This window comes from Streptomyces sp. NPDC102278 (assembly GCF_044766345.1).
GTDB lineage: Bacteria > Actinomycetota > Actinomycetes > Streptomycetales > Streptomycetaceae > Streptomyces.
Map to the genome: position 1 here is coordinate 208298 of NZ_JBIWLV010000002.1, position 20906 is coordinate 229203.

The 20906-nt window shown below is 71.3% G+C and carries 22 protein-coding genes; 15 read left to right on the forward strand and 7 right to left on the reverse strand.

What is annotated here, in order from left to right; all coding sequences use genetic code 11:
• Positions 1–369: 369 nt before the first annotated feature.
• The 11 genes from ACIRO3_RS05755 (at position 370) to ACIRO3_RS05805 (ending at position 10731) form a co-directional block, all read left to right on the forward strand.
• Positions 370–831: a MarR family transcriptional regulator gene (locus ACIRO3_RS05755; protein ID WP_361974994.1), complete on the forward strand. Its 462-nt coding sequence runs from the start codon at positions 370–372 to the stop codon at positions 829–831.
• A gap of 37 nt (positions 832–868) precedes the next feature.
• Positions 869–3442, forward strand: coding sequence for an MFS transporter (locus tag ACIRO3_RS05760; RefSeq protein WP_404132872.1), 2574 nt, complete (start codon positions 869–871; stop codon positions 3440–3442).
• A gap of 97 nt (positions 3443–3539) precedes the next feature.
• Entirely contained in the window at positions 3540–4361 is an 822-nt protein-coding gene (locus tag ACIRO3_RS05765; RefSeq protein ID WP_361975000.1) for a YceI family protein, read from the forward strand.
• A gap of 173 nt (positions 4362–4534) precedes the next feature.
• The gene (locus ACIRO3_RS05770; protein ID WP_361781720.1) at positions 4535–5008 is read left to right on the forward strand and encodes a hypothetical protein; all 474 of its coding nucleotides are present in this window, start codon (positions 4535–4537) and stop codon (positions 5006–5008) included.
• A 71-nt stretch (positions 5009–5079) separates the two neighbouring features.
• Complete coding sequence (locus tag ACIRO3_RS05775) at positions 5080–6507, forward strand: DUF2252 domain-containing protein (protein WP_404132875.1); 1428 nt, start codon at positions 5080–5082, stop codon at positions 6505–6507.
• A gap of 262 nt (positions 6508–6769) precedes the next feature.
• Positions 6770–7243: an NUDIX hydrolase gene (locus tag ACIRO3_RS05780; RefSeq protein ID WP_404132878.1), complete on the forward strand. Its 474-nt coding sequence runs from the start codon at positions 6770–6772 to the stop codon at positions 7241–7243.
• 234 nt (positions 7244–7477) lie between these two features.
• Positions 7478–8119: an HAD family hydrolase gene (locus ACIRO3_RS05785; protein WP_404132881.1), complete on the forward strand. Its 642-nt coding sequence runs from the start codon at positions 7478–7480 to the stop codon at positions 8117–8119.
• Between the two features lie 38 nt (positions 8120–8157).
• On the forward strand, positions 8158–9327 hold the full coding sequence (locus tag ACIRO3_RS05790) for a helix-turn-helix domain-containing protein (RefSeq protein ID WP_404132884.1): 1170 nt from the start codon (positions 8158–8160) through the stop codon (positions 9325–9327).
• 328 nt (positions 9328–9655) lie between these two features.
• Positions 9656–9820 carry a hypothetical protein gene (locus ACIRO3_RS05795; RefSeq protein WP_404132887.1) on the forward strand — a complete coding sequence of 55 codons (165 nt, stop codon included), beginning with the start codon at positions 9656–9658 and terminating at the stop codon, positions 9818–9820.
• 202 nt (positions 9821–10022) lie between these two features.
• Positions 10023–10589 carry a glycine-rich domain-containing protein gene (locus ACIRO3_RS05800; RefSeq protein WP_404132890.1) on the forward strand — a complete coding sequence of 189 codons (567 nt, stop codon included), beginning with the start codon at positions 10023–10025 and terminating at the stop codon, positions 10587–10589.
• A 10-nt stretch (positions 10590–10599) separates the two neighbouring features.
• On the forward strand, positions 10600–10731 hold the full coding sequence (locus tag ACIRO3_RS05805; protein ID WP_404132893.1) for a hypothetical protein: 132 nt from the start codon (positions 10600–10602) through the stop codon (positions 10729–10731).
• Between the two features lie 343 nt (positions 10732–11074).
• Here ACIRO3_RS05805 and ACIRO3_RS05810 read toward each other — a convergent pair whose 3' ends face one another.
• The gene (locus ACIRO3_RS05810; RefSeq protein ID WP_365996844.1) at positions 11075–11545 is read right to left on the reverse strand and encodes a DNA starvation/stationary phase protection protein; all 471 of its coding nucleotides are present in this window, start codon (positions 11543–11545) and stop codon (positions 11075–11077) included.
• A 326-nt stretch (positions 11546–11871) separates the two neighbouring features.
• Between ACIRO3_RS05810 and ACIRO3_RS05815 the strand changes: the two genes are divergently transcribed.
• Together ACIRO3_RS05815 and ACIRO3_RS05820 are read left to right on the forward strand one after the other, a co-directional pair.
• The gene (locus ACIRO3_RS05815; RefSeq protein WP_404132897.1) at positions 11872–13239 is read left to right on the forward strand and encodes a mycothione reductase; all 1368 of its coding nucleotides are present in this window, start codon (positions 11872–11874) and stop codon (positions 13237–13239) included.
• Positions 13240–13483: 244 nt separating this feature from the next.
• Entirely contained in the window at positions 13484–14983 is a 1500-nt protein-coding gene (locus ACIRO3_RS05820) for a cellulose binding domain-containing protein (RefSeq protein WP_404132900.1), read from the forward strand.
• Positions 14984–15187: 204 nt separating this feature from the next.
• Here ACIRO3_RS05820 and ACIRO3_RS05825 read toward each other — a convergent pair whose 3' ends face one another.
• Positions 15188–16186 (reverse strand): AraC family transcriptional regulator, encoded by a 999-nt coding sequence (locus tag ACIRO3_RS05825; protein WP_404132903.1) that lies wholly within the window; start codon positions 16184–16186, stop codon positions 15188–15190.
• A 368-nt stretch (positions 16187–16554) separates the two neighbouring features.
• On the opposite strand from ACIRO3_RS05825, the gene ACIRO3_RS05830 reads away from it, so the two are divergent.
• Positions 16555–17325 carry a type 1 glutamine amidotransferase domain-containing protein gene (locus ACIRO3_RS05830; protein WP_404132906.1) on the forward strand — a complete coding sequence of 257 codons (771 nt, stop codon included), beginning with the start codon at positions 16555–16557 and terminating at the stop codon, positions 17323–17325.
• A gap of 110 nt (positions 17326–17435) precedes the next feature.
• Here the strand turns inward: ACIRO3_RS05830 and ACIRO3_RS05835 are convergent, their stop codons facing one another.
• The 4 genes from ACIRO3_RS05835 to ACIRO3_RS05850 form a co-directional block, all read right to left on the reverse strand.
• Positions 17436–17960 (reverse strand): VOC family protein, encoded by a 525-nt coding sequence (locus ACIRO3_RS05835; protein ID WP_404132908.1) that lies wholly within the window; start codon positions 17958–17960, stop codon positions 17436–17438.
• A 194-nt stretch (positions 17961–18154) separates the two neighbouring features.
• A complete protein-coding gene (locus tag ACIRO3_RS05840; RefSeq protein WP_404132911.1) occupies positions 18155–18511 on the reverse strand; it encodes a hypothetical protein in 357 nt (118 codons plus the stop codon).
• A gap of 113 nt (positions 18512–18624) precedes the next feature.
• Complete coding sequence (locus ACIRO3_RS05845) at positions 18625–19185, reverse strand: GNAT family N-acetyltransferase (protein ID WP_404132914.1); 561 nt, start codon at positions 19183–19185, stop codon at positions 18625–18627.
• 102 nt (positions 19186–19287) lie between these two features.
• The gene (locus ACIRO3_RS05850) at positions 19288–19662 is read right to left on the reverse strand and encodes a MerR family transcriptional regulator (protein WP_365996836.1); all 375 of its coding nucleotides are present in this window, start codon (positions 19660–19662) and stop codon (positions 19288–19290) included.
• A 520-nt stretch (positions 19663–20182) separates the two neighbouring features.
• On the opposite strand from ACIRO3_RS05850, the gene ACIRO3_RS05855 reads away from it, so the two are divergent.
• Entirely contained in the window at positions 20183–20356 is a 174-nt protein-coding gene (locus ACIRO3_RS05855) for a CsbD family protein (RefSeq protein WP_361781683.1), read from the forward strand.
• Between the two features lie 181 nt (positions 20357–20537).
• Here the strand turns inward: ACIRO3_RS05855 and ACIRO3_RS05860 are convergent, their stop codons facing one another.
• The gene (locus tag ACIRO3_RS05860; RefSeq protein ID WP_053678014.1) at positions 20538–20741 is read right to left on the reverse strand and encodes a cold-shock protein; all 204 of its coding nucleotides are present in this window, start codon (positions 20739–20741) and stop codon (positions 20538–20540) included.
• Positions 20742–20906 lie beyond the last annotated feature (165 nt).

Consider the following 20906-nt stretch of genomic DNA (forward strand, 5'->3'; position numbering starts at 1 on the left):
CGGCTCCCCCCCCGCGGCCGGCCCCCCCCCCCCCCCCCCCCCCCCCCCCCCCCCCCCAACGGGCCGGCCCCCCCCCCCCGCCCCCCCCCCCGCGGGGGGGGCGCGTCGTCCCTTTGCGCGGGCAATATCGCGACCATCGGCACCGCCGGGCGCCGGTGCGAGAGCCTCATGACCGCTCAGTGTGACCATCGGATCGCCTGATGAACGGGCCCCTCCCCTTCCGACTCCGACGGCAGGGCCGCCCACCTGCGGGTTTACGTTCGCCAATGCTTGCCTTTGTCAACTTTTTAGCTCCGTATCTCCTTTCCGGTTTGCCTGGAGCAACCAACTACTTTTACGGTTGCCTGAAGCAACGATGCAGGAGGTGCGATGGCCGAGCGGGCGCAGTACGAGGAATTGGCTCGCGAGCTCAGTGCCGTCGGCGCCGTCAAGAGGGACCTCGGGCGGATCCTGCCCCAGGACTGCCCGGCCGGTTCGGCCGCCGTGCTGCACCTGCTCGGTCGGCACGGCGACATGCGGATGAGCAGGCTCGCCGAGCTGCTCTCCGTGGACATGTCCGTGACCAGCCGACACGTCGCGCACGTCGCGGACCGGGGCTGGATCGAACGACGCCCCGACCCGGCCGACAAGCGCTCACGCATCCTGCATCTCACCGCCGCCGGGGGGAAGCAGCTCGACGAGCTCTCCCGACGCTCCTCGCAGCTCCTCGCCGACCGGTTGAGCGACTGGTCCGACGAGGAGGTGGGTCGGCTCGTCCGGCTCATGTCCCGGCTGCGCGAAAGCTTCGGTGACTGCCGCTCCGGCGGCGTGCACCGCACACGACTGAACTGATCACCCGTACACCCGCACGAAGAACGTTAGGAAGCCCATGGCAACGACCACACCAGCCGGTGTGCGGGGCTCTCACGCCAAGCACGGAGGCGGCCACGACGGCGCACCGATGACGCACCGGCAGATCATGGAGGCGCTCTCCGGGCTGTTGCTCGGCATGTTCGTCGCGATCCTGTCGTCGACGATCGTCTCCAACGCCCTGCCCGAGATCATCGGCGACCTGGGCGGCGGCCAGTCCGCCTACACCTGGGTCGTCACCGCCGCACTGCTCTCCATGACGGCCGCGACCCCCCTGTGGGGCAAGCTGTCCGACCTGTACAGCAAGAAGGCGCTCGTCCAGATAGCCCTCGTCATCTACGTGCTGGGATCGGCCGCCGCCGGTCTGTCCCAGAACGCCGGAATGCTGATCGCCTGCCGCGTGGTCCAGGGCATCGGCGTCGGCGGCCTGTCCGCCCTGGCCCAGATCGTGATGGCCGCCATGATCTCCCCGCGCGAGCGCGGTCGTTACAGCGGCTACCTCGGCGCGACCTTCGCCGTCGCCACCGTCGGCGGCCCGCTGCTCGGCGGCGTCATCACCGACACCGACTGGCTCGGCTGGCGCTGGTGCTTCTACGTCGGCGTACCCTTCGCGATCATCGCGCTGATCGTGCTCCAGAAGACCCTGCACCTGCCCGTCGTCAAGCGCGAGGTGAAGGTCGACTGGGGCGGCGCGTTCTTCATCTCGGCCGCCGTGTCGCTGTTGCTGGTCTGGGTCACGTTCGCCGGCGACAAATACGACTGGGTCTCCTGGCAGACGTTCGCCATGGTCGGCGGATCGATCGCCCTCGGGCTGCTGTTCGTGCTCGTCGAGTCCAAGGCCGCCGAACCGATCATCCCGCTGCGACTGTTCCGCAACCGCACCATCGCGCTGTCGTCGATCGCCTCGCTGTTCGTCGGTGTCGCGATGTTCACCGGCACGGTGTTCTTCAGCCAGTACTTCCAGCTGGCCCGCGACAAGTCCCCGACCATGTCGGGCGTGATGACCATCCCGATGATCGCCGGTCTGTTCGTCTCCTCCACCGTCTCCGGCCAGGTCATCACCAAGACCGGCAAGTGGAAGGCGTGGCTGCTCTGCGGCGGTGTGCTGGTGACCGCGGGTCTGGGCCTGCTCGGCACGATCCGCTACGACACCGAGTACTGGCACATCGCGATCTTCATGGCGCTGCTGGGCCTCGGCATCGGCATGATGATGCAGAACCTGGTGCTGTGCACGCAGAACCAGGTGGCGCCGTCCGACCTCGGGTCGGCCAGCTCCACGGTGACCTTCTTCCGTTCCCTCGGTGGCGCGATCGGCGTCTCCGCGCTCGGCGCGGTGATGGCCAACCGGATCACCCACTACGCCCAGGACGGGCTCGCCACCCTCGACCCGAAGTACGCGGCGGCCGCCGCCGGTTCCAGCTCCGGCAGCAGCATCCCGGACATGGACAGTCTGCCGGGCCCGCTGCGCACCGTCATGGAGAGCGCGTACGGCCACGGCATCGCGGACGTCTTCCTGATCGCCGCGCCGCTCGCGCTGATCGCCTTCCTCGTCACGATCTTCATCAAGGAGGTCCCGCTGCGGACGTCCGGCGGTCTGGAGCAGGCCGCCTCGCACGTCGAGTCGGGCGCGGGGCGCGGCGATGACCTCGCGGCCCCCGCTGCCGTGACGACCTCGGCCTCGCAGGTCTCCGAGACCGCCGGCGAGGAGTACCCGACGGCGCCCGGCACCTCGCCCGCAGCCGGACCCGGCGCCGGCGGGGCCGAGCCCGGTACAACGCGTACGTCGGCCGCCGTCACCGCGGTGGCGAACGAAGGGACCGGTCCCGTGAACGGTGGTACCCCGGTGGGCGGTTACGTGCGCGGCTCCGAGAGCGCGCCCGTACCCCAGGCGGCCGTGACGCTGATCTCCCTCGCGGGACGCCAGCTGGGCCGGTCGGTCTCGCGGGCCGACGGCTCGTACTCGGTGGACGCGCCGGGCTCTGGCTCGTACGTCCTCATCGCCTCCGCCGATGGTTTCCAGCCGCAGGCGTCGACGATCGTGGTCAACGGCGAGCCGGTCGCGTACGACATCCTGCTGAGCGGCACGAGCGGGCTGAGCGGGCTCGTCCGGGCCGCCGGGAGCGGTGACCCGGTCAAGGAGGCCATGGTCATCGTGACCGACGTCCGCGGTGACGTGTTGGCGTCCGCGACCACCGGTGAGCAGGGAGAGTTCTCCTTCGCCGAGATGGTGCCGGGCTCGGTGACCATCGCGGTCAACGCCCTCGGGCACCGCCCCGCGGCCCTGCCCGTCGAGGTCGGCGGCGCCGGCGTCACCCGGGTCGAGGTCGAGCTCAGCCCCGGAGCGCGGGTCCAGGGCGTCGTACGGGCGCCGCACGGGCCGCTCGGCGACGCGCGCGTCACGCTGATCGACACGGCGGGCAACGTCGTCGACACGGCCAGGACCGGTGCGGACGGCGCGTACGCCTTCGCGGACCTGGACAGCGGTGAGTACACCGTCATCGCGACGAGCTACCCGCCGGTGGCCACGGCCCTGAGCGTGGGCGTCCGGGGTGTCGACGACCACGACATCGAGCTCGCCCACCCCGGCGAATAGCCGAACCCCGGCCCGCGGGGCGCGCCCCGAGCGGAGGCGCGCCCCGCGGGCCGTTCACTTCAAACGATCTTGACATGCTTCGCAGGGAGAAAACGGGATGGGACTGACCGCACGGATCCTCACGCGCGACGGATGGGCCGTGTCGCACGCGGTCGTCACGATGATCGACATGACGGGCACGCAGGTGGTCCGCGCCGAGGCCGACGACGACGGCGGCGTGCGCGACACGACGGCGCTCGCGCCGGGGGCGTACACCGTGATAGTCACCGCGGTCGGCTACGCGCCCAGCGCGTCGAGCGCGATCGTCACGGCCGGTGGACGGACCGAGATCGGCAAGGTCGTCCTCGCCCGTCAGGGCGGTACCGAGCTGCCGCCGCCCGGGCCGTGGACGATCGACCCGGCGCACTCCTCCGTGGGAGCCGTCGCCCAGCACCTGGGGATCTCCAGCGTGCACGGACGGTTCACCGAATTCACCGGCCGGATCGAGATCTCCCCGGACGCGGTGTCCGCGTCCCGAGTGGAGGCGAGGATCGGCGCCGCGTCCATCGACACGGGCAACGCCCTGCGCGACGGTCACCTGAAGTCGCCGGACTTCCTGGACGTGGAGACGTACCCGGAGCTCTCCTACCGGTCGACGGGTCTGACGCCCGCCGGCTCCGACCGCTGGACCGTGCACGGCGAGCTGACCATGCGCGGCGTCGTACGTCCCGTGGACCTGGACCTCGCCTACCTCGGCACCGGCGCCGACCCGTGGGGCGGCACGCGCGCCGCGTTCCGCGCCACCGCCGATCTCCACCGCGAGGACTTCGCGATGAACTACAACCAGGTGGTGCGGGCGGGCATCGCAGCCATCGGGACGACGTTGAGGGTGGAACTGGACATCCAGGCGGTACAGGGCGAGGCGCTGCCGCAGGCGTAGCACGCGTAGCACGCGACGCCCGCCGTCTCGAAGCCCGCCGCCGCGGAGCGCGCCGTCCGCGCCCGGTGGCCCGCGTCCGGGCGCGCAGCGGGTGCGCGGTACGCCCGGATGGGGGAAGCTGATCAGGGCTACGGCAGTACCGATGTCGGGACGGCCCGGTCAAGGAGGGTCTTGTGGACACTTCAGGAGACGGCGGGCTCACTCCCGCACCCCGGGCCGGGGTTCGGACGGCCACCCTGCTGTGCGCGGCCGCCGCCCTCGTGGCGGGCGCCGTGCCCGCTTCCGCGCAGACCCCGCGCGCCGCACCGGAACCCCTCGTGGTCCTCGATTGCTCCAACGAGGCCCAGGTGCGGCCCGAGGACTACCTGCTGGCCTGTGGCGACGGCAACAGCCGGCTCGTCCGACTCGACTGGGACACCTGGGGCCCGCGGACCGCCACGGCCACCGGTACCAACATGGTGAACGACTGCCGCCCCTACTGTGCGGCCGGTCGGTTCCACCCCCACCCGGTGACCGTGACCCTGAGCAATCCGAAGCCGTGGCCCGAGCACCCCGAGGTCCAGCGGTTCACCACGGTCCGGCTCCTCTACACCGACACCGTGCCCTCCCCCATCCCCAAGGACGTCACGTACAAGCTCTTCTACTGAGCGCGGCCGGGCGTGAGCGCCGCGCCCGCCGCGGGAGACGGCGACCCGGGGGCGGGCGGGAGGTTCATGCGATGGCGATGCGTAAGGCGACCTCGAAGAAGGCCGGCGCCGGAGCGCCGCTCTCCGCCGACGACCGCGCGGCCCTCGGCCGGGCCGCGCGACGGCGGGCACCACGCTCCGGACACGGTGAGTTCGACGCGTCCGCGGAGCGGGCGGACCCGGTCGAGGTGATCGAGCGGCAGTCGGCCACCCGGGTGCCGGAGCTCGTACCGCTCCGGTACGGGCGGATGGCGCAGTCGCCGTTCCGGTTCTACCGCGGTGCGGCGGCCGTCATGGCGGGCGACCTCGCGGGCACCCCGGATTCCGGCCTCCGCGTCCAACTCTGCGGCGACGCGCACCTGATGAACTTCCGCCTCCTGGGCTCGCCGGAGCGGAACCTGCTCTTCGACATCAACGACTTCGACGAGACGCTGCCCGGGCCGTGGGAGTGGGACGTCAAGCGACTGGCCGTCAGCCTGGTCATCGCCGCTCGGGAGAACTCCTTCACCGAGCGTGAGTGCGCCGAGATCGTACGGTCCGGAGTGCGGTCCTACCGCGAGCAGATGCGCCGCTTCGCCGCCATGCGCACCCTCGACGTCTGGTACGCGAGGGTCGACGAGGCGCAGCTCCAGGCGGTGGCGGCGGGCGCGCTGCACACGCGTGGTCGCAAGCGCGTCTCCGAGGAGCTGACGAAGGCGCGGGGCCGCGACAGCATGCGGGCCTTCGAGAAACTCACCGAGGTGGTCGGCGGCGAGCGCCGGTTCGCCGCCGCTCCGCGGCTGATCACACCGGTCTCCGAGCTGATCCAGGACAAGGAACGCACCGCGCTCGAAGGTGAGATCCGTGACCTGGTCCAGGAGTACGGGAAGAGCCTCACACCCGACCGGCGCCACCTCCTGCGGCAGTTCCGCGTCGTGGACATGGCACGCAAGGTGGTCGGAGTCGGCAGCGTCGGCATGCGGTGCTGGGTCGTGCTGCTGTTGGGCCGGGACGACGAGGACCCGCTCATCCTCCAGGCCAAGGAGGCGGGCGAATCGGTACTCGCCGCGCACGCCGGGGGGAGCGAGTTCGCCACGCAGGGGGAACGGGTCGTCGCCGGGCAGCGGCTGATGCAGGCCGCCGGTGACATCTTTCTGGGCTGGCAGCAGGTCCACGGCATCGACGGCCGGCGACGGGACTTCTACGTACGCCAGTTGCTGGACTGGAAGGGAATCGTGGACCCGTCGCAGATGGTGCCGCGCGGCATGACGGTCTTCGCCGAACTGTGCGGAGTCACCCTGGCGCGGGCCCACGCCCGCTCCGGCGACCGCATCGCCATCGCCGCGTACCTGGGCCGGCGCGACGTCTTCGACCGTGCGGTGCAGCGCTTCGCGGAGAGCTACGCCGACCTGAACGAGCGCGACCACAAGCACCTCACGGAAGCGATCGCCTCGGGCCGCGTCAGGGCCGAGCCGGCATAAGGGGCGGGCACGCCCAGACGACTTCGAGGCAGCCGACCACGCGGGGCGGGCCGCGTACGGCGCACCCTCGACGCAGCGCATCGCAGCACGGCGCCGCGCTCGACGCATGACCCGGGCCGGTCTCACGCGCGCACCGCATGGTTCTCTCCCGGTGACCCCGACGCATGCGAGAGGATTCACCGCGACAGCGGCAGCTCTCGTCGTCCGGCCGCGAAGGCCATCGACCAGCCGTCGGCGGGCGAAGGTACGGGAAGGTACGGGAATGAGCTTCCGGATGGCGGCTTACGCCGTGTGCGTGGAGGACGGGCGGGTACTGCTCGCCTGTCACGCATCGCCGAAGGGAGAGGCCACCTGGTCCCTTCCGGGCGGTGGGGTCGAGCAGGCGGAGGATCCGTTCGACGCGGTGATCCGCGAGGTTGCCGAGGAGACCGGTTGTGACGCGGTGGTCGAACGCCTGTTGGGCGTGGACTCCCGGATCATCCCTGCGGCCGAACGGACCGTCCCCGGCGGACCGGAGCACCAGAACGTCGGCATCTTCTACCAGGTCCGCATCACCGGCGGTCGACTCCGGCCTGAACCGAACGGTGACATCACCGAGTGCGTCTGGACGCCGATCCACGACGTCGCCGGCCTGCGACGGTCGTCGCTGGTCGACATCGGCCTCGCCCTGGCACGGACACTTCCGGCCACCGGCCATGTCGCTCCCGTCCCGATCGGCGGCCTGATCCAGCACTGAGCCGCCATCACGCGCCGTGCGACGGGCGACGGGCTCACGTGTCGACCTCGCGTCCACTTCGCCTCGATCCCGCGTCCGACGGAGAGGACACGACCGCGCCCCGGCCGCCCGATCGGCGGCCGGGTCGCTCTGGAACGTCACGTCACCGCGGTGAACTCCACCATGGTCGCCCATAGCGGCTTCGGGCGGGAGGGGGCGCTTTCGTGCATCCTGGCCCGTCCGTACGCTGGCGGCATGATTCGGACCGTAGTGCTGGACATCGGAGAGACGCTGACCCGGGACGACAGGTACTGGGCGGCGTGGGCCGACTGGCTGGACGTGCCCCGGCACACACTGTCGGCGCTCGTCGGGGCCGTGGTGGTCGACGGCCGCGACAACGCGGATGCGCTCCGCCTGGTCCGGCCGGGCATCGACGTCCCCGCCGAGTACGCAGCACGAGAAGCTGCGGGCCGCGGGGAGCGGCTCGACGAGACGGACCTGTACGAGGACGTACGCCCCGCCCTCGCCGCCGTGCGGGCCGCGGGCGCCCGGGTGGTGATCGCCGGAAACCAGAGTCCGAAGGCGGGAGCGATGCTCCGTGCTCTCGATCTCCCTGCCGACGTGGTGGCGGTGTCCGGTGACTGGGGTGTCTCGAAGCCCCAACCGGCTTTCTTCACCCGGGTGTCGGAGGCGGCTGGCGCCGCGCCGAAAGAGACGCTGTACGTCGGTGATCACCCTGCCAACGACGTGTTCCCGGCCCGCGCGGCGGGGCTGCGTACGGCGCACCTTCGACGCGGCCCGTGGGGGTACTGGTGGGCGGACGACCCGGCGGTGCGGGCGGCGGCCGACTACTCCATCGACTCCCTGCACGACCTCGTGAGCATCGTCACCGCGTAGCGGCAGACGGCCCCTTGCGGTCGCGGTACGGTGCGGGCATGGCAGACCACATCGGGCAGCGCATCGCCGCGCGGCGCCGGTCCCGACGCATGATCCAGCGCGACCTTGCCACAGCCGCGCACCTGTCCCTCAGCATGATCCGGCACATCGAGCAGGGTGCCCGCGCGCCGAGCCCGTCCGCGCTGGAGTCGATCGCGGCAGCGCTCGGCGTCGACCCGTCGCGGCTTGATCCCGCATTCGCGGGTACCTCGCACCGGGTGCACGCGGCACTGCCGTTGATCTCTGCCGCCATCGCGGGCTTCGATGTCCGCCTCGACCCGCCGGCCAAGCGCCGGGAGGAGCTGCGGCGCGAGGTCGCCGCAGCTGTCGCCCAACGCTTGACCGCGCAGTACGGGCTGATCGCGGGCGCCGCCCCGTCCCTGCTCGCCGACACGCTCGCGCTGCTCCACTACTCGGCCGGGGAACAGCGGGAGGATGCGGCCGTGCTGGTGGTCGTTGCTGCCCGCTGCGCGGACGCGGTGGCCTACAAGGTCGGCGCCCACGACTTGTCGGCCCGGCTGATCGACGTGATGCGGTGGGCTGCCGCGCAGGCCGGTGACCCCGTGCTGGGGACGGCGGTGGCGTACACGAGCGCGGAGACGTATCTTGCGGCGCGCGCCTACCGTGTCGGGCAGGCGGCGCTGGAGCAGGCCCTTGACGCGTCTCCGGCGCCGGTCACGGCCGTCGCTGCGGCAGCGCGCGGCGCATTGTTCATGAGGACTGCCGTGGTGGCCGCCCGGGCGGGTGCGACGGTCGCCGCGCATGAGCATCTGGAACAAGCGACCGGTTTGGCGGCTGGTCTCGCCGAGGGCGTGTATCTGGGCACGGCGTTCGGCCCGTCGAGCGTTCGTATCCACGAGGTGGCCGTCGCGGTGAGCCTGGGCCAGGACCACATCGGCCGGGCTCTCGACGTCGCCCGTACCTGGAAGCCGGGCGCCGACGTTCCGGCCGAGCGGCAGTCGGGGTTCTACGTCGAGGTGGGCCGCGCGCAACTGTGGGCCGGTCAGCCTGACGTCGCGTTCGAGTCGTTTAAGGTGGCCCGCAGGCTGGCGCCGCAGCATGTGCGCGAGCACCCTTGGGCCCGCGAGGACATCGAGAAGATCCGCAGGATCAAGCGGGCAGACGCCGAGTCGCTCAGCGCCTTCGCCGAGTGGATCGGCGCCGTCTGAGTCAAGTACCACGGCTACCACCACTTGTGGTACTTGCACCCCTTCCCAGAGGCCATTCTCTCTCTGCCCGCACCAACCGAGCAGATGGGACGGCCTCCGTGAGTATCCATCCAGTCGTATCCACCGGCGATGTGAGCATTGCCCGTCTCCACGGTCACGCCTGCTGGGACTGCGGTGCCGTCAATACCGCCCTGGTCCCAGCGGGCGAGGCCACCGCCCACGGATTCGAGCAGACGTGGCCCATCGTCCGCTGCGCTGACCAGTGCACGACCGCGTCCGGGACGTCGTCGTGAGCTGGCGCTGTGACACCGCGCCGCTTCCTGCGTCGGTGTCCGACCTGTCGCAGGACCAGTACATGGGGCGGGCCTGCGTGTCCTGCGGCCGCCCGCTCACCGGCGGCGCGGTGACACGCGGCGTCGTCCCCGGCCGGCAGGGCGCCTGCGTCCTGGACACGGAGGTCTGGTCCTGCCCTGCTCCGGCGGCTGTTCGATGACCGCGGGCCCGAGCCGTCTTTCTGGGCGTGAGTGCCCGCACTGTGGGGCCACGCCGGTCCCGGGCGGGGGCCCGGAGGGCGGCGCGATCATCCACGCGAAGGGCTGCCCGCGCGGCGGCCGGACCGGCATCCGGTGACCGTACGACCGCCAGACCTGCACGTCCAAACTGACCGCACCTTTCAACACACTCAGGGAGAACGCATGTCCACTCCGCAGCCGCACCCCGTCCCGCCGCCGTGCACCAGCAAGCAGGGGGACCCCAAGCCGTCCGTCGCCAGCGCCGGCACGACGCTGCCCGCCCCGGTGACACCGCGGGCGCTGTTGAGCGACGCGCAGTTCACCGGCGTGATGCACACCGTCCTCGACAACAACCCGGGCATGGAGGCCGACATGGCGTCCAGGATCGTGGTCGACGCGCTCGCGTTCCTGGCTGTCGCGGCCCGCACCCCGCAGGGCCTCGTGCCGTCCCGTGTCGTCGATGAGGGCTGGCACGCGCTCATCCTCCACACCCACCTGTACCAGGCCCTGTGCATGGGCCTGGGTGGGTTCGTCCACCACGTGCCCGAGCGCCCGGATCCCGGTGCCCGCTCGCACGGCGACGTCGAGCGTACGGTGGCGGCGATCGAGGCGGCCGGCTACTCGGTGGACGCGGATCTGTGGCGCGGTCCGGAGGACTCGCTGATCACGGTGGCCGCGTCCTGCCAGCACTCGGGGCCGGAGGGGCCGATCGTGATCATCCCCAGACCCAAGGGCCAGGCTGGTCAGTAGGCTGCCGCGCATGACTGAGTGGACTGACCCCAGGTACGCCGACCTCGTTGCCGAGCTGCGCGAGCAGCAGGGCGAGCCGGACCGAGGAGGACCCCAGCCGGTTCGGGGGTTCATCGTTCCAGATCCCGACGACGACGCGTAACCCGTTGAGACCGCCCCGGCCGACCATCCCCCCGCCGGTCGGGGCTACTCGCGTACGAGCTCGGAGAGAGGGACGCCGAGGGCTCGGGCGAGAAGCAGCCAGATTGAGTCGGAAACGATCATGCGTCAGTACCCAAACGGTCGCTTCTGACACAGCGACGCCCCGGCTCCCTGAACTTTGGCCGGGGCGTCACTGGAACATCACCTCACGAGGCACCAGGCGCAGCGTTGCGGCGTTCCGGAATCCTTCCGCTCGGGCCTCGGATCCCGGTGAAATTCCGTACGTTCACGGAACGCGCAGACCCCTCATGAAACGACGTGGAATGTACATGCCCCTGACCTGCTCAGGCGCTTTCGGCCTGGAACATCCAGTGGTGCTTCTCCAGGTCGCCGGTCAGGCCGATGAGGATGTCCTGGGTGATCGGGTCGGCGTCGCCCGTGGCCTGGATGCGCTCGCGCATCCGGGTGACCACGGCGGCCAGCCCGTCCACGAGGATCTTCACTGCGTCGACGTCCTTGATCCATCCGGCCTGTACGTTGGCGATGCCGCTGGACGAGGACACGGTCGCCGCCCGTCCGTCCGGGGTCACGCCGAGGGCGGACGCACGCTCGGCCACCACGTCGGAGTGGGCGCGGGCCGAGACGACGACGTCGTCGAGCTGCAGGTGAACGGACCGGAAGCGGGGGCCCACGACGTTCCAGTGCACCTGCTTGGCGACGAGGGCCAGGTCGACCAGATCCACCAGCGCGCCTTGCAGGGCTTCGCCGACGGTCTTCAGGTCGGCGGCCGGGAGGGCACTCTTCACGACGGACACGGGGTTCTCCATTCGCAACGCGGTCGGTGGTGGTCCCGAAATCGCCTCGGCTGACGCCTCGGGTGACATCCGGGAATTGTTCCACCGATGACCTTGATAACCAGATGAAATGCCGCCTACCCCACCCACACGTATCAAAACGGTCCACTTCGGGGGACCGAATGGGCCCATGAACGGACCCAATGAACGGACCCGTGGGCGGGGCCCGTGCAGGGCTCCGCCCCACCACGAGCGCGAGTACGGGCGGGTCCGTTTCCGAGCCCCCGCGCACCCCCCTCGGAGCGGGGCGCCCACCCCACCACGCCTGCCCCTCGTACGCTGGAGCGATGCGTCATCACGATCTGATTGTCATCGGTGCGGGATCCGGGAACGCGGTCATCGACGAGTCGTTCGCCGATCTCGATGTGGCCGTCGTCGAGGAGAGGTGGTTCGGAGGAACCTGTCTGAACGCCGGCTGCATCCCGAGCAAGATGTTGGCCTACACCGCCCATGTGGCCCGGACGGTTCTCGGCGCGGACACCTACGACGTGGACGCGCGGCTGCGCGCCGTGCGCTGGCGGGAGGTCCGTGACCGGGTGTTCGGCCGACTGGACGCGGAACGCGAGCAGGGTCGGAAGGGGCGTCTCGACGCGCCGAACATCACGGTGTACGAGGGCACGGCCCGCTTCACCGGACCCCGCCGGCTGCGCATCGACCTGGACGACGGCGCCGTGGACGTCTGCGCCGCACAGATCGTCGTCGCGGCCGGCAGTCGCCCCGCGGTACCGCCCGTGGTGGTCGAGTCCGGGGTGCCGTACGAGACCTCGGACACCGTCATGCGGATCGACGCGCCCCCTCGACGACTGGCCGTGCTGGGCGGCGGGTACATCGCGGCCGAGCTCGCCGAGGTCTTCCACGCGACGGGAACCGAGATCACCGTCGTGGAGACCGAGCCGCTCCTGCTGGGCCCGCAGGACGAGACGGTCGCCGAGCGTTTCACCGACCTGGTGCGCACCCGGTACGACCTGCGGCTCGGGCGGGAACTCACGGCCGTGAGCGGGGAGGCGGGCGCGTTGACCCTGACACTCGACGACGGCTCGACCATTGAGGCGGACATGCTGTTGGTGGCCGCCGGACGGATCCCCAACGGCGACCGGCTGGAGCTCGGGGCGGCCGGCATCCGTACCCACGACGACGGCCGCATCGTGGTCGACGCCCATCAACACACCGGCGCAGAGGGCGTGTACGCCCTGGGTGACGTCTGCTCTCCGGTACCGCTGAAGCACGTGGCCAACCGCGAGGCCGAGGTAGTCTCGCACAACCTCCGCCACCCGCAGGACCTCGTCGGCGTCGATCACGACCTCGTGCCGTCCGCCGTCTTCGCCCGTCCCGAGATCGCCTCGATCGGCGCGACCGAGCAGGAGTGCCGGGATCGCGGCGGCGACTTCCTCGTGGGCACGGCCTCCTACGCGGACGTGGCGTACGGCTGGGCCATGGAGGACACCACCGGTTTCTGCAAGGTCCTCGCCGAGCCCGGCACCGGGCGCCTGCTCGGCGCGCACATCATGGGCCCGCAGGCCGCCATCCTGATCCAGCCCCTCGTCGTGGCCATGACGCGGGGGATCGACGCGGTCTCGCTCGCCAAGGAGCCGTACTGGATCCACCCGGCCCTCACCGAGGTCGTCGAGAAGGCCCTCCTCGATCTCGACCTCTGACCCGACCGACTCCCCGACGGCCCCGTTCCTCAGCCCCCTCTTACCCCCGCCTTAAGCGGAACCTAAGAGTCACACCCGCCGCCCCGAATCGAACCGATGTCCGTTTCGGGGCGGCTAACGTGCTGCCGCACCCCCGATTTCCGGCACCCCCGATTTCCGGCAACTCCGATTTCCGGCAACTCCGATGCCCGGCAACCCGGATTTCGGCAACCCGGATTCCCAGTAACTCAGAGGCAGGCACGCGATGGGCAGCACCACCGGCCACCGGCGCAGGACGAGCAAGACGGCGAAGGCAACAGGCGCGATCGCGGCCGCGGCGGTGATCGCCGGCGCCGCGTTCGCGTTCACCGGGACCGCGCAGGCCGCCTCCGTCGGGGCCGTCTACACCAAGTCCAGTTCCTGGACAGGCGGTTACACGGCGCAGTACGTGATCACCAACAACACCGGTCAGAGGCAGGCCGATTGGACCCTCCGGTTCGACCTGCCCTCGGGCACCAGGATCGGCTCCCTGTGGAACGGCACGCACACGGTCGACGGACAGCACGTCACCGTCAGGCCCGCCGCCTGGAACAAGGAGCTCGCGCCCGGGGCCTCCGTCACGGTGGGCTTCGTGACCAGCGGGACCGGCACCCCCGGCAACCCGACGGCCTGCCTGATCAACGGCGTGAAGTGCTCCGTGGACCAGGGGGCGACGCCCCCGCCCGGCGGACGTCCGACCCCCACCCCGACGACGAGCGCGAGTGCGACCGCCCCCGTGACGTCGGCGCCCTCCACCCGGCCCACGCCGACCGCCTCGCCGACCACGACCCCCACCACCCCCACTCCCCCGCCGGTGACCGGTGCCCCGACCGGCGGGGCGCGTTTCGCGCCCTACGTGGACACCTCGCTGTATCCGGCCTACGACCTGGTCGACACCGCCGCCACGACCGGGGTGAAGGAGTTCCACCTCGCCTTCATCACCTCCGGCGGTGGCTGCGCCCCGCTGTGGGGCGGTGTCACGGACCTCGCGAACGACAAGGTCGCCGCGCAGATCGGCGCGCTGCGCGCCAAGGGCGGTGACGTCCGGGTCTCCTTCGGAGGCGCCGCCGGTCACGAACTGGCCCTGAACTGCGCGACGGCCGATGCGCTGGCCGCCGCGTACGGCAAGGTCATCGACCAGTACCGCCTGACCAAGGTGGACTTCGACATCGAGGGAGCCGCGCTGCCCGACACCGCGGCCAACGCCCGCCGCGCGCAGGCCATCGCCGCACTGCAGAAGTCACACCCGGGGCTGGACGTGGCGTTCACCCTGCCGGTGATGCCGGAGGGCCTCACCCAGCCCGGCGTCGCCCTGCTGGCCGACACGAAGCGGGCCGGCGCACGGATCGACGGCGTCAACATCATGGCGATGGACTACGGGCCCGCGTACGGCGGCGACATGGGTCAGTACGCCGTGCAGGCCGCGACGGCCACGCAGGCCCAGCTCAAGGGAGTGCTCGGACTCGGCGACGCGGCCGCGTGGAAGGCGCTGGCCGTCACGCCCATGATCGGCGTCAACGACGTCGCCAACGAGATCTTCACCGTCTCGGACGCGACGCAGCTCGTGGACTTCGCGAAGTCGAAGGGCATCGGCCGATTGGCGATGTGGTCCGCGACGCGTGACCGGCAGTGCGCGCAGGGCGCCGTGAACCACGCCGATCCGACGTGCAGTTCGATCGTCCAGCAGCCGCTGGCGTTCACGAAGGCGTTCGGCGCGCTCCGCTAGCCCGTGCTCCGCTAGCCCGTGCGCCGCCGGCCCGTGCTCGCCGTGACGGTCGGGCTCGCCCTGACGGTCGTGCTCGCCCTGACGGTCGTGCTCGCCGCGACTGTCCTGGGCCCCCCGATGGGCGTGCGCGCCCGGGGTTGTTCTCCGTGTCCGGTTGCCCGCCGCGTCCGCCGACGCCCGGCGGGCGGCCGGACACGGTTGCGTTCAACGGGTCGCTTCCGCGTACCGGCCGCGGTAGGCGCCCGGGGTGACTCCCTCCCAGCGGGTGAAGGCCCGGACCAGGGCCGTCGCACCGCTCAGGCCGATCAGGGGGCCGATCCTGTCCAACGGCAGGTCCGTGGTCTCCAGCAGGCGTCTGGCCCGGTCGTGGCGGGCGGCGTCGAGGAGCGCCCGCCAGGAGGTGCCCTCTTCCTGTAGGGCCCGGCGCAGGGTTCGGGCGCTGAGGTTCAGCTCCCTGACCGGGTCGGCAGGGCCCGTGCCGTCGAGCGGGGCGTGTTCCAGCCACCGGCGCACCCGTTCCCCGACGGTCGCTGCCGTCGACAGTTCGCGCAGGAGCCGGTCGGCGTAGGTCCGGTGCAGGGCCCCCAGCTGCGGATCGGACGGGGCTCGGCGCCGGTCGAGGTCGTCGTTGTCCACCGTGATCGCGTTCTCGGACGCGTCGAAGACGACCGGGCAGCCGAGGACACGGGCGTACGGCTGCGCGGAGCCGGCGCGCGGGTGGGTGAACGACACCGACAGGGGCGCCCAGTCGTCGCCCGCGACCCAGCGGGCGGCCCTCACCATGCCGGTGAGGATGGCTTCGACCTGCTGGGGGTGCATGGTCGCCGGGTCGACGGTGGGCCGGTAGCGGATGCGGGTCCGGTCGTCGCCGCGGTCCAGGGTGACCGTACCGGCCTGGCTGACCAGCGGGTGGTAGCGCGCCGCGGCGTCGGCGGCGTCGGCGAGGCTCGCGCAGGTGAGGACCACGTGGCCGAGGACGTGCAGACTTCCCGGTCGGATCCGGTCCCCGACGAGCAGACCGGTGTGGGGATCGGCCCCCTCGGCTCCTATCACCGTCTCCCACAGCTCGCGCACCTCGGTGAACCCCAGCCGGTCCGTGGGAGAGTTCCACGCACCGGACTGTTCGTCGGCGCCCTTCGTGGTGGCGCTCAGCACCGCGCGGGCGTAGCACGCGGCGACGGTGGAGGGCTCGATGCCGGACATGGCGGTCAGTCAATGCGGGGGCGCGACGTCCGTCAACCGGCCGCGGTGAGCCGAGGCGGGCACGGGAGGAGTCCGGGGCGGGCACGGGGCGGGTCCGGAAAGTCAACGAGGTGGCCGCCGGGGTGAATGACCGGGGCCCGCAGGGCCTCATAGGGTCGAGCGGCACACACCGAGAGGATCATCGTGTCCGTCCTGCCACGCATCGAGCGGTACCACGTCGGGGTACCGCTGCCGACGCCGTTCCGTCCCGTCCGGTTCCCCGGCCTGCCCCAGGCTCCCGACCTGGGTGCCCCGCCCCTACGGCGTCGGGGCCGAGGTACCCCTGCCGGCATCGGCCGCGGACACGCCGTCGGCCGGAGGAGCACCCCGTGATCGTCTTCCTGTTGCCCGCCTCCGGCTACGACCCGACCGAGGCGGCGGTGCCGTGGGCGGCGTTGCGCGGCGCCGGTCTCGACGTACGGTTCGCGACGCCCGAGGGGAAGGTCGCACCGGCCGACCACCGGCTCACCGACGTCGGCTTCTCCTGGCTCTCCCCGTGGCTGATGACCCGCCGCGCCGAACTCGACGCCTACCGGCGGCTCACCGACGACACCTGGTTCCGGGCACCGATGTCCTACGCGCAGGTCGACCCGGCGGCGCTGACGGGGCTGTTCGTGCCCGGCGGGCACGCGGCGGGGATGCGCACCCTGCTGGAGAACACCACCGCCCAGCGGTTGTTCGCCCGGGTCCTCACGGTCGGGCTGCCGGTGGGCGCGGTGTGCCACGGCGTTCTGTTGGGCGCCCGCGCCGAGGATCCCTCGACGGGGCGGTCGGTCCTGTACGGACGGCGGACGACCGCGCTGACCTCCTTGCTGGAGCTCACCGCCTGGAACCTCACCCGGCTGTGGCTGGGGCGGTACTACCGCACCTATCCCACGACCGTCCAGGCCGAGGTGACCGCGGCCCTCGCCGACCCGGACCACTTCCTGTCCGGACCGCCGCTGCCCGTCCGTGACACCGCCGCGAAGCCCGGGCGCGGCTTCACCGTCCGGGACGGGAACTACCTCTCCGCCCGCTGGCCCGGGGACTGCCACCGTCTGGCGGCCGACTACCTGGACCTGGTCCGCTCCCACCTGGCGGCGCCCGCCCGGGAGATGTGACACCGCGGTCCGTCGCGAGGGGCCGTACCGCCGTACCGAACCCCGGCACCGTGCGTACCGAACCCCGGCACCACGATCTGGGCGAGGCTCGGCGGCCCGGTGGCGTCGGGTCAGACGCCGCCGGACGTGCGGCCGGGGAAGAACTCCGCGTTCTGTACCCGCCGCATGGCCTCGGTGAACTCCGGGTCACCGAGGCGGCGTTCCATCTCTCGCGGACTCACGTCCTCCACCCGGGTCTGGATCCAGTACAGGTTGCCCAGCGGGTCCCGGACCCGCCCCACGCGATCGCCGAAGAAGAGGTGCGTGACCTCGGTGACGGAGGTGCCGCCGGCGGCGACGGCCCGGCGGTGCGCGTCGTCGGCGTCCTCGACGTACAACCGCAGGAAGCCGGGCGTGGGCGGCCACTCGGGCCGGGCGTCGAACATCATCACCACCGAGTCCCCGATCCGAACCTCCGCGTGCTGGACGGCGCCGTCCTCGCCCGTGAGGCAGGCCAGTTCCGTGGCGTCGAAGGCCTTCTTCAGGAACGCGATGAGGCTCAGCGTGTCGCGGGAGATGATCCAGGGGGTCACCGAGTGGTACCCCTGCGGGATCGGGCTGACGTTGCTCACGTGGTTCTCGTGGGGATCGGACATGTCACTGCCTCCTGGGTGCGAGCGCCGGAACGCCTTCGACGTTAGGCGGCATGGAGGACAGTTCATGACCTACATGGTGGCGGGAAGCACCTCCGATTCCGACGCCGCGGGGGCCGTGGCCGACCGCGGCGGGCAGTGTGGCGTTCCCGGCGCGGACGACCTGTTCCGGCTCCTTCGGCGCGGCGCGAGCGAGGCTAGTGGACCCTGACGTCGAACCGCACCGAGCGCACTTCGAGCTCGTCGGTCGCCGGCTTGCCGTGGGGCCGGAGCCGCCATTCCGGGCCCGTGCAACCGGCGCCGCGGTAGACGGTCACCGTGGAGTCGGTCGAGTTCTGCGGTCCGTAGCCGGGCAGTTCGTCGTCCTCCCCCACCACGTACAGGTTGATGCACTTGCCGCTGTGCGGGTTCTGCAGGACGACGGGCTGCTCCTGCCCGAATTCATCGACGTACTTGTAGTGGAACTCGCCCACGGCGGCCGAGGCCGAACCCGGCAGCGACAGGATCAGGGCGAAGGAGGCGAGGGCTGCTGCGGCGGTGTGACGGAGCTTCATGGGCGGATCGATACCTTCCGTGGGGGGCGTTCGGAAACCGACCCTAGGAGCGCCCGGAGCGGCGAATCGATCCTCCACATTCCCTCGGCGTGGCGTACGGGCGGCGGCGGAGATCAGGAAGGGCCGTCCGCCGGCGCCGCGATGGCGTGATAGGTGCGTCCGTCCGCCTCGTAGGTGCCGAGGGGTGTCATCCCGAAGCCGTCGACGTGCACCCGCCAGGACGGTACGTTCCCCTCCTCGATGAAGGCAACCACGGCCTCGGCACGTCCGGAGGCCTCGGCGACGGCGTTCGCGAACAGCGCCCGCGCCACCCCGCGGCCGCGGAACGCGGCATCGACCACGACGGGCCCGTAGAGCAGCCAGCGCACCCCGCTCAGGGGGCGTCCCCGCCACTCCAGCACGTCCTGGGCGGCGAGCAGCCCCACCACCGGGGGCGGCGGTGCGGGCAGGTCCGCCGCGACGCAGAGGGCGAGGAGACCCGCGAGGCTGCCCTCCTCGTCCGCGACCAGCAACGCGCCGTCCCCGGCCATGGCGCGCAGCGCCGCCTCGTCGAAGGTCCCCTGTACGAACCCCTGGTCGCGGCGTTGCTCCGCCGTCAGGGCGTCGTGGTGGTTGGCGGAGAAGAGCGCGGCCATGGCGGGCGCGTCGGCCTCGGTGGCGTATCGGTAGCGCATGGGGCCGATGGTGCCACGGACCCGTCGGCCGGGCGGGGACCTCGGGGCCCGGGGCCGTCACCTCGCGCGGAGGAGCGGACCGGGCCTCGGGGTCCCGGCGGCTCAGCGCCCGGGGCCCGCCTCGGGAGCGGGGCCGGAGTCGGGGTCGGGCTCGGCGGGCGACTGCGCTGCGGCCTTCCGGTACTCCGCGTTGAGACGCTGGGCCTCTTCGAGCTGGTCCTCGAGGATGACGATGCGGCAGGCGGCGTCGATGGCCATGCCGCCGTCGACGAGTTCCCGGGCACGGGCGGCGATGCGCAGCTGGTAGCGGGAGTACCGGCGGTGACCGCCCTCCGAGCGCAGGGGGGTGATCAGGCGGGCCTCGCCGATCGCACGGAGGAAGCCGGCCGTGGTTCCGAGCATCTCGGCGGCCCTGCCCATGGTGTAGGCGGGGTAGTCGTCGTCGTCGAGACGATCGAGCGGGTTCTCTTCTGTCACTTCCACCTCATCGGACGGGAACGCGTCAAGGCCCCGACGCCATGTGGCACCGGGGCCCCGGGAGAATTCAACACCATCCGCCGGGGGCCGCCGCTCCCGGCTCACGGTGTCCGCCCACCCGCCCTGAGGGGGCCGAACGGGTCCGACCCGCCCGACCGGCTCCGAGGGGCGCCGGCCCGGCGGTGGTGGGCCCGGTCGCCTTCTCCCGGAATTTCCGCGAGCCGAAGGGGCGCGGACCCGCGGGAAAGCCGCCTCACGGGGCGGGTGTCGACGCGCGGGACGACCAGCGGAGCCATTGCGGCCATCCTCCGAAACGCCGACCGCCCGTACCCGCCCGCCGCACCCTGCCCGGCCCTGCACACAAAGCTTATTTTCGTCTTATCACTCCAGGCGGGAAGTCGATCGCCCCCCGATGACCGGCCTCGCGCGGACACCGTTCACGCGCACCCCGTTTGCGGACCCGAGAAGCGGCCATACGAACCGAGGCAAGAGACTTTCGCAATGTTTGGGAGTGATGGTTGTGTCGGCTGAAGAGAAGACCCAGGCCAAGACCGAGCAGGCCAAGGGCAAGGTCAAGGAAGCCGCGGGCCGCACGGTCGGCAACGAGCGCCTCACCGCCGAAGGGCGGGCGGAGCAGACCAAGGGCGACGCCCGCGACGCCAAGGAGAAGGTCAAGGACACCTTCAAGCACTGACCTCCTCGGCATCCGAGAAACGCCTGTGGGTGGCCCCGACCGAGGTCGGGGCCACCCACAGGCGTTTCTCGCCGCTGAGCGCTGGAAGCGAGCTCAGGAAGCACGCGGCGACGGAGCCGCGAACGAGCCGGGGCCCGCACCTCTGGAGGTGCGGGCCCCGGCTGCGCGGTTCGCGCGAAGGTCAGGCCGTGACGATGTTCTCGGCCGTCGGGCCCTTCTGGCCCTGGGCGATGTCGAAGCTCACCTTCTGGCCTTCCTGCAGCTCACGGAAGCCCTGGGAGGCGATGTTCGAGTAGTGGGCGAACACGTCCGGGCCGCCACCCTCCTGCTCGATGAAGCCGAAGCCCTTTTCCGCGTTGAACCACTTCACGGTGCCATTCGCCATGTCAATTCTCCTTCGGGGCACAGCCCAGAAATCCACACCATGTGAATTTCGAGTCGCCGCATGATCTTCCCGTCCGGAAAATGCCGGAAACACAAAAGCACCCCCACCGGCCTGTACGACCGATGAGCGCACTCGAAGTTTGGGAACCACAACTGCAACTGAAAT

Excerpts from the sequence above, each read along its gene's own strand:
- ACIRO3_RS05755 (WP_361974994.1), top strand. The coding sequence starts at position 370 with ATGGCCGAGCGGGCGCAGTACGAGGAATTGGCTCGCGAGCTCAGTGCC.
- ACIRO3_RS05760 (WP_404132872.1), top strand. The coding sequence starts at position 869 with ATGGCAACGACCACACCAGCCGGTGTGCGGGGCTCTCACGCCAAGCAC.
- ACIRO3_RS05765 (WP_361975000.1), top strand. The coding sequence starts at position 3,540 with ATGGGACTGACCGCACGGATCCTCACGCGCGACGGATGGGCCGTGTCG.
- ACIRO3_RS05775 (WP_404132875.1), top strand. The coding sequence starts at position 5,080 with ATGGCGATGCGTAAGGCGACCTCGAAGAAGGCCGGCGCCGGAGCGCCG.
- ACIRO3_RS05780 (WP_404132878.1), top strand. The coding sequence starts at position 6,770 with ATGAGCTTCCGGATGGCGGCTTACGCCGTGTGCGTGGAGGACGGGCGG.
- ACIRO3_RS05785 (WP_404132881.1), top strand. The coding sequence starts at position 7,478 with ATGATTCGGACCGTAGTGCTGGACATCGGAGAGACGCTGACCCGGGAC.
- ACIRO3_RS05790 (WP_404132884.1), top strand. The coding sequence starts at position 8,158 with ATGGCAGACCACATCGGGCAGCGCATCGCCGCGCGGCGCCGGTCCCGA.
- ACIRO3_RS05800 (WP_404132890.1), top strand. The coding sequence starts at position 10,023 with ATGTCCACTCCGCAGCCGCACCCCGTCCCGCCGCCGTGCACCAGCAAG.
- ACIRO3_RS05805 (WP_404132893.1), top strand. The coding sequence starts at position 10,600 with ATGACTGAGTGGACTGACCCCAGGTACGCCGACCTCGTTGCCGAGCTG.
- ACIRO3_RS05815 (WP_404132897.1), top strand. The coding sequence starts at position 11,872 with ATGCGTCATCACGATCTGATTGTCATCGGTGCGGGATCCGGGAACGCG.
- ACIRO3_RS05820 (WP_404132900.1), top strand. The coding sequence starts at position 13,484 with ATGGGCAGCACCACCGGCCACCGGCGCAGGACGAGCAAGACGGCGAAG.
- ACIRO3_RS05825 (WP_404132903.1), bottom strand. The coding sequence starts at position 16,186 with ATGTCCGGCATCGAGCCCTCCACCGTCGCCGCGTGCTACGCCCGCGCG.
- ACIRO3_RS05835 (WP_404132908.1), bottom strand. The coding sequence starts at position 17,960 with ATGTCCGATCCCCACGAGAACCACGTGAGCAACGTCAGCCCGATCCCG.
- ACIRO3_RS05840 (WP_404132911.1), bottom strand. The coding sequence starts at position 18,511 with ATGAAGCTCCGTCACACCGCCGCAGCAGCCCTCGCCTCCTTCGCCCTG.
- ACIRO3_RS05845 (WP_404132914.1), bottom strand. The coding sequence starts at position 19,185 with ATGCGCTACCGATACGCCACCGAGGCCGACGCGCCCGCCATGGCCGCG.
- ACIRO3_RS05860 (WP_053678014.1), bottom strand. The coding sequence starts at position 20,741 with ATGGCGAATGGCACCGTGAAGTGGTTCAACGCGGAAAAGGGCTTCGGC.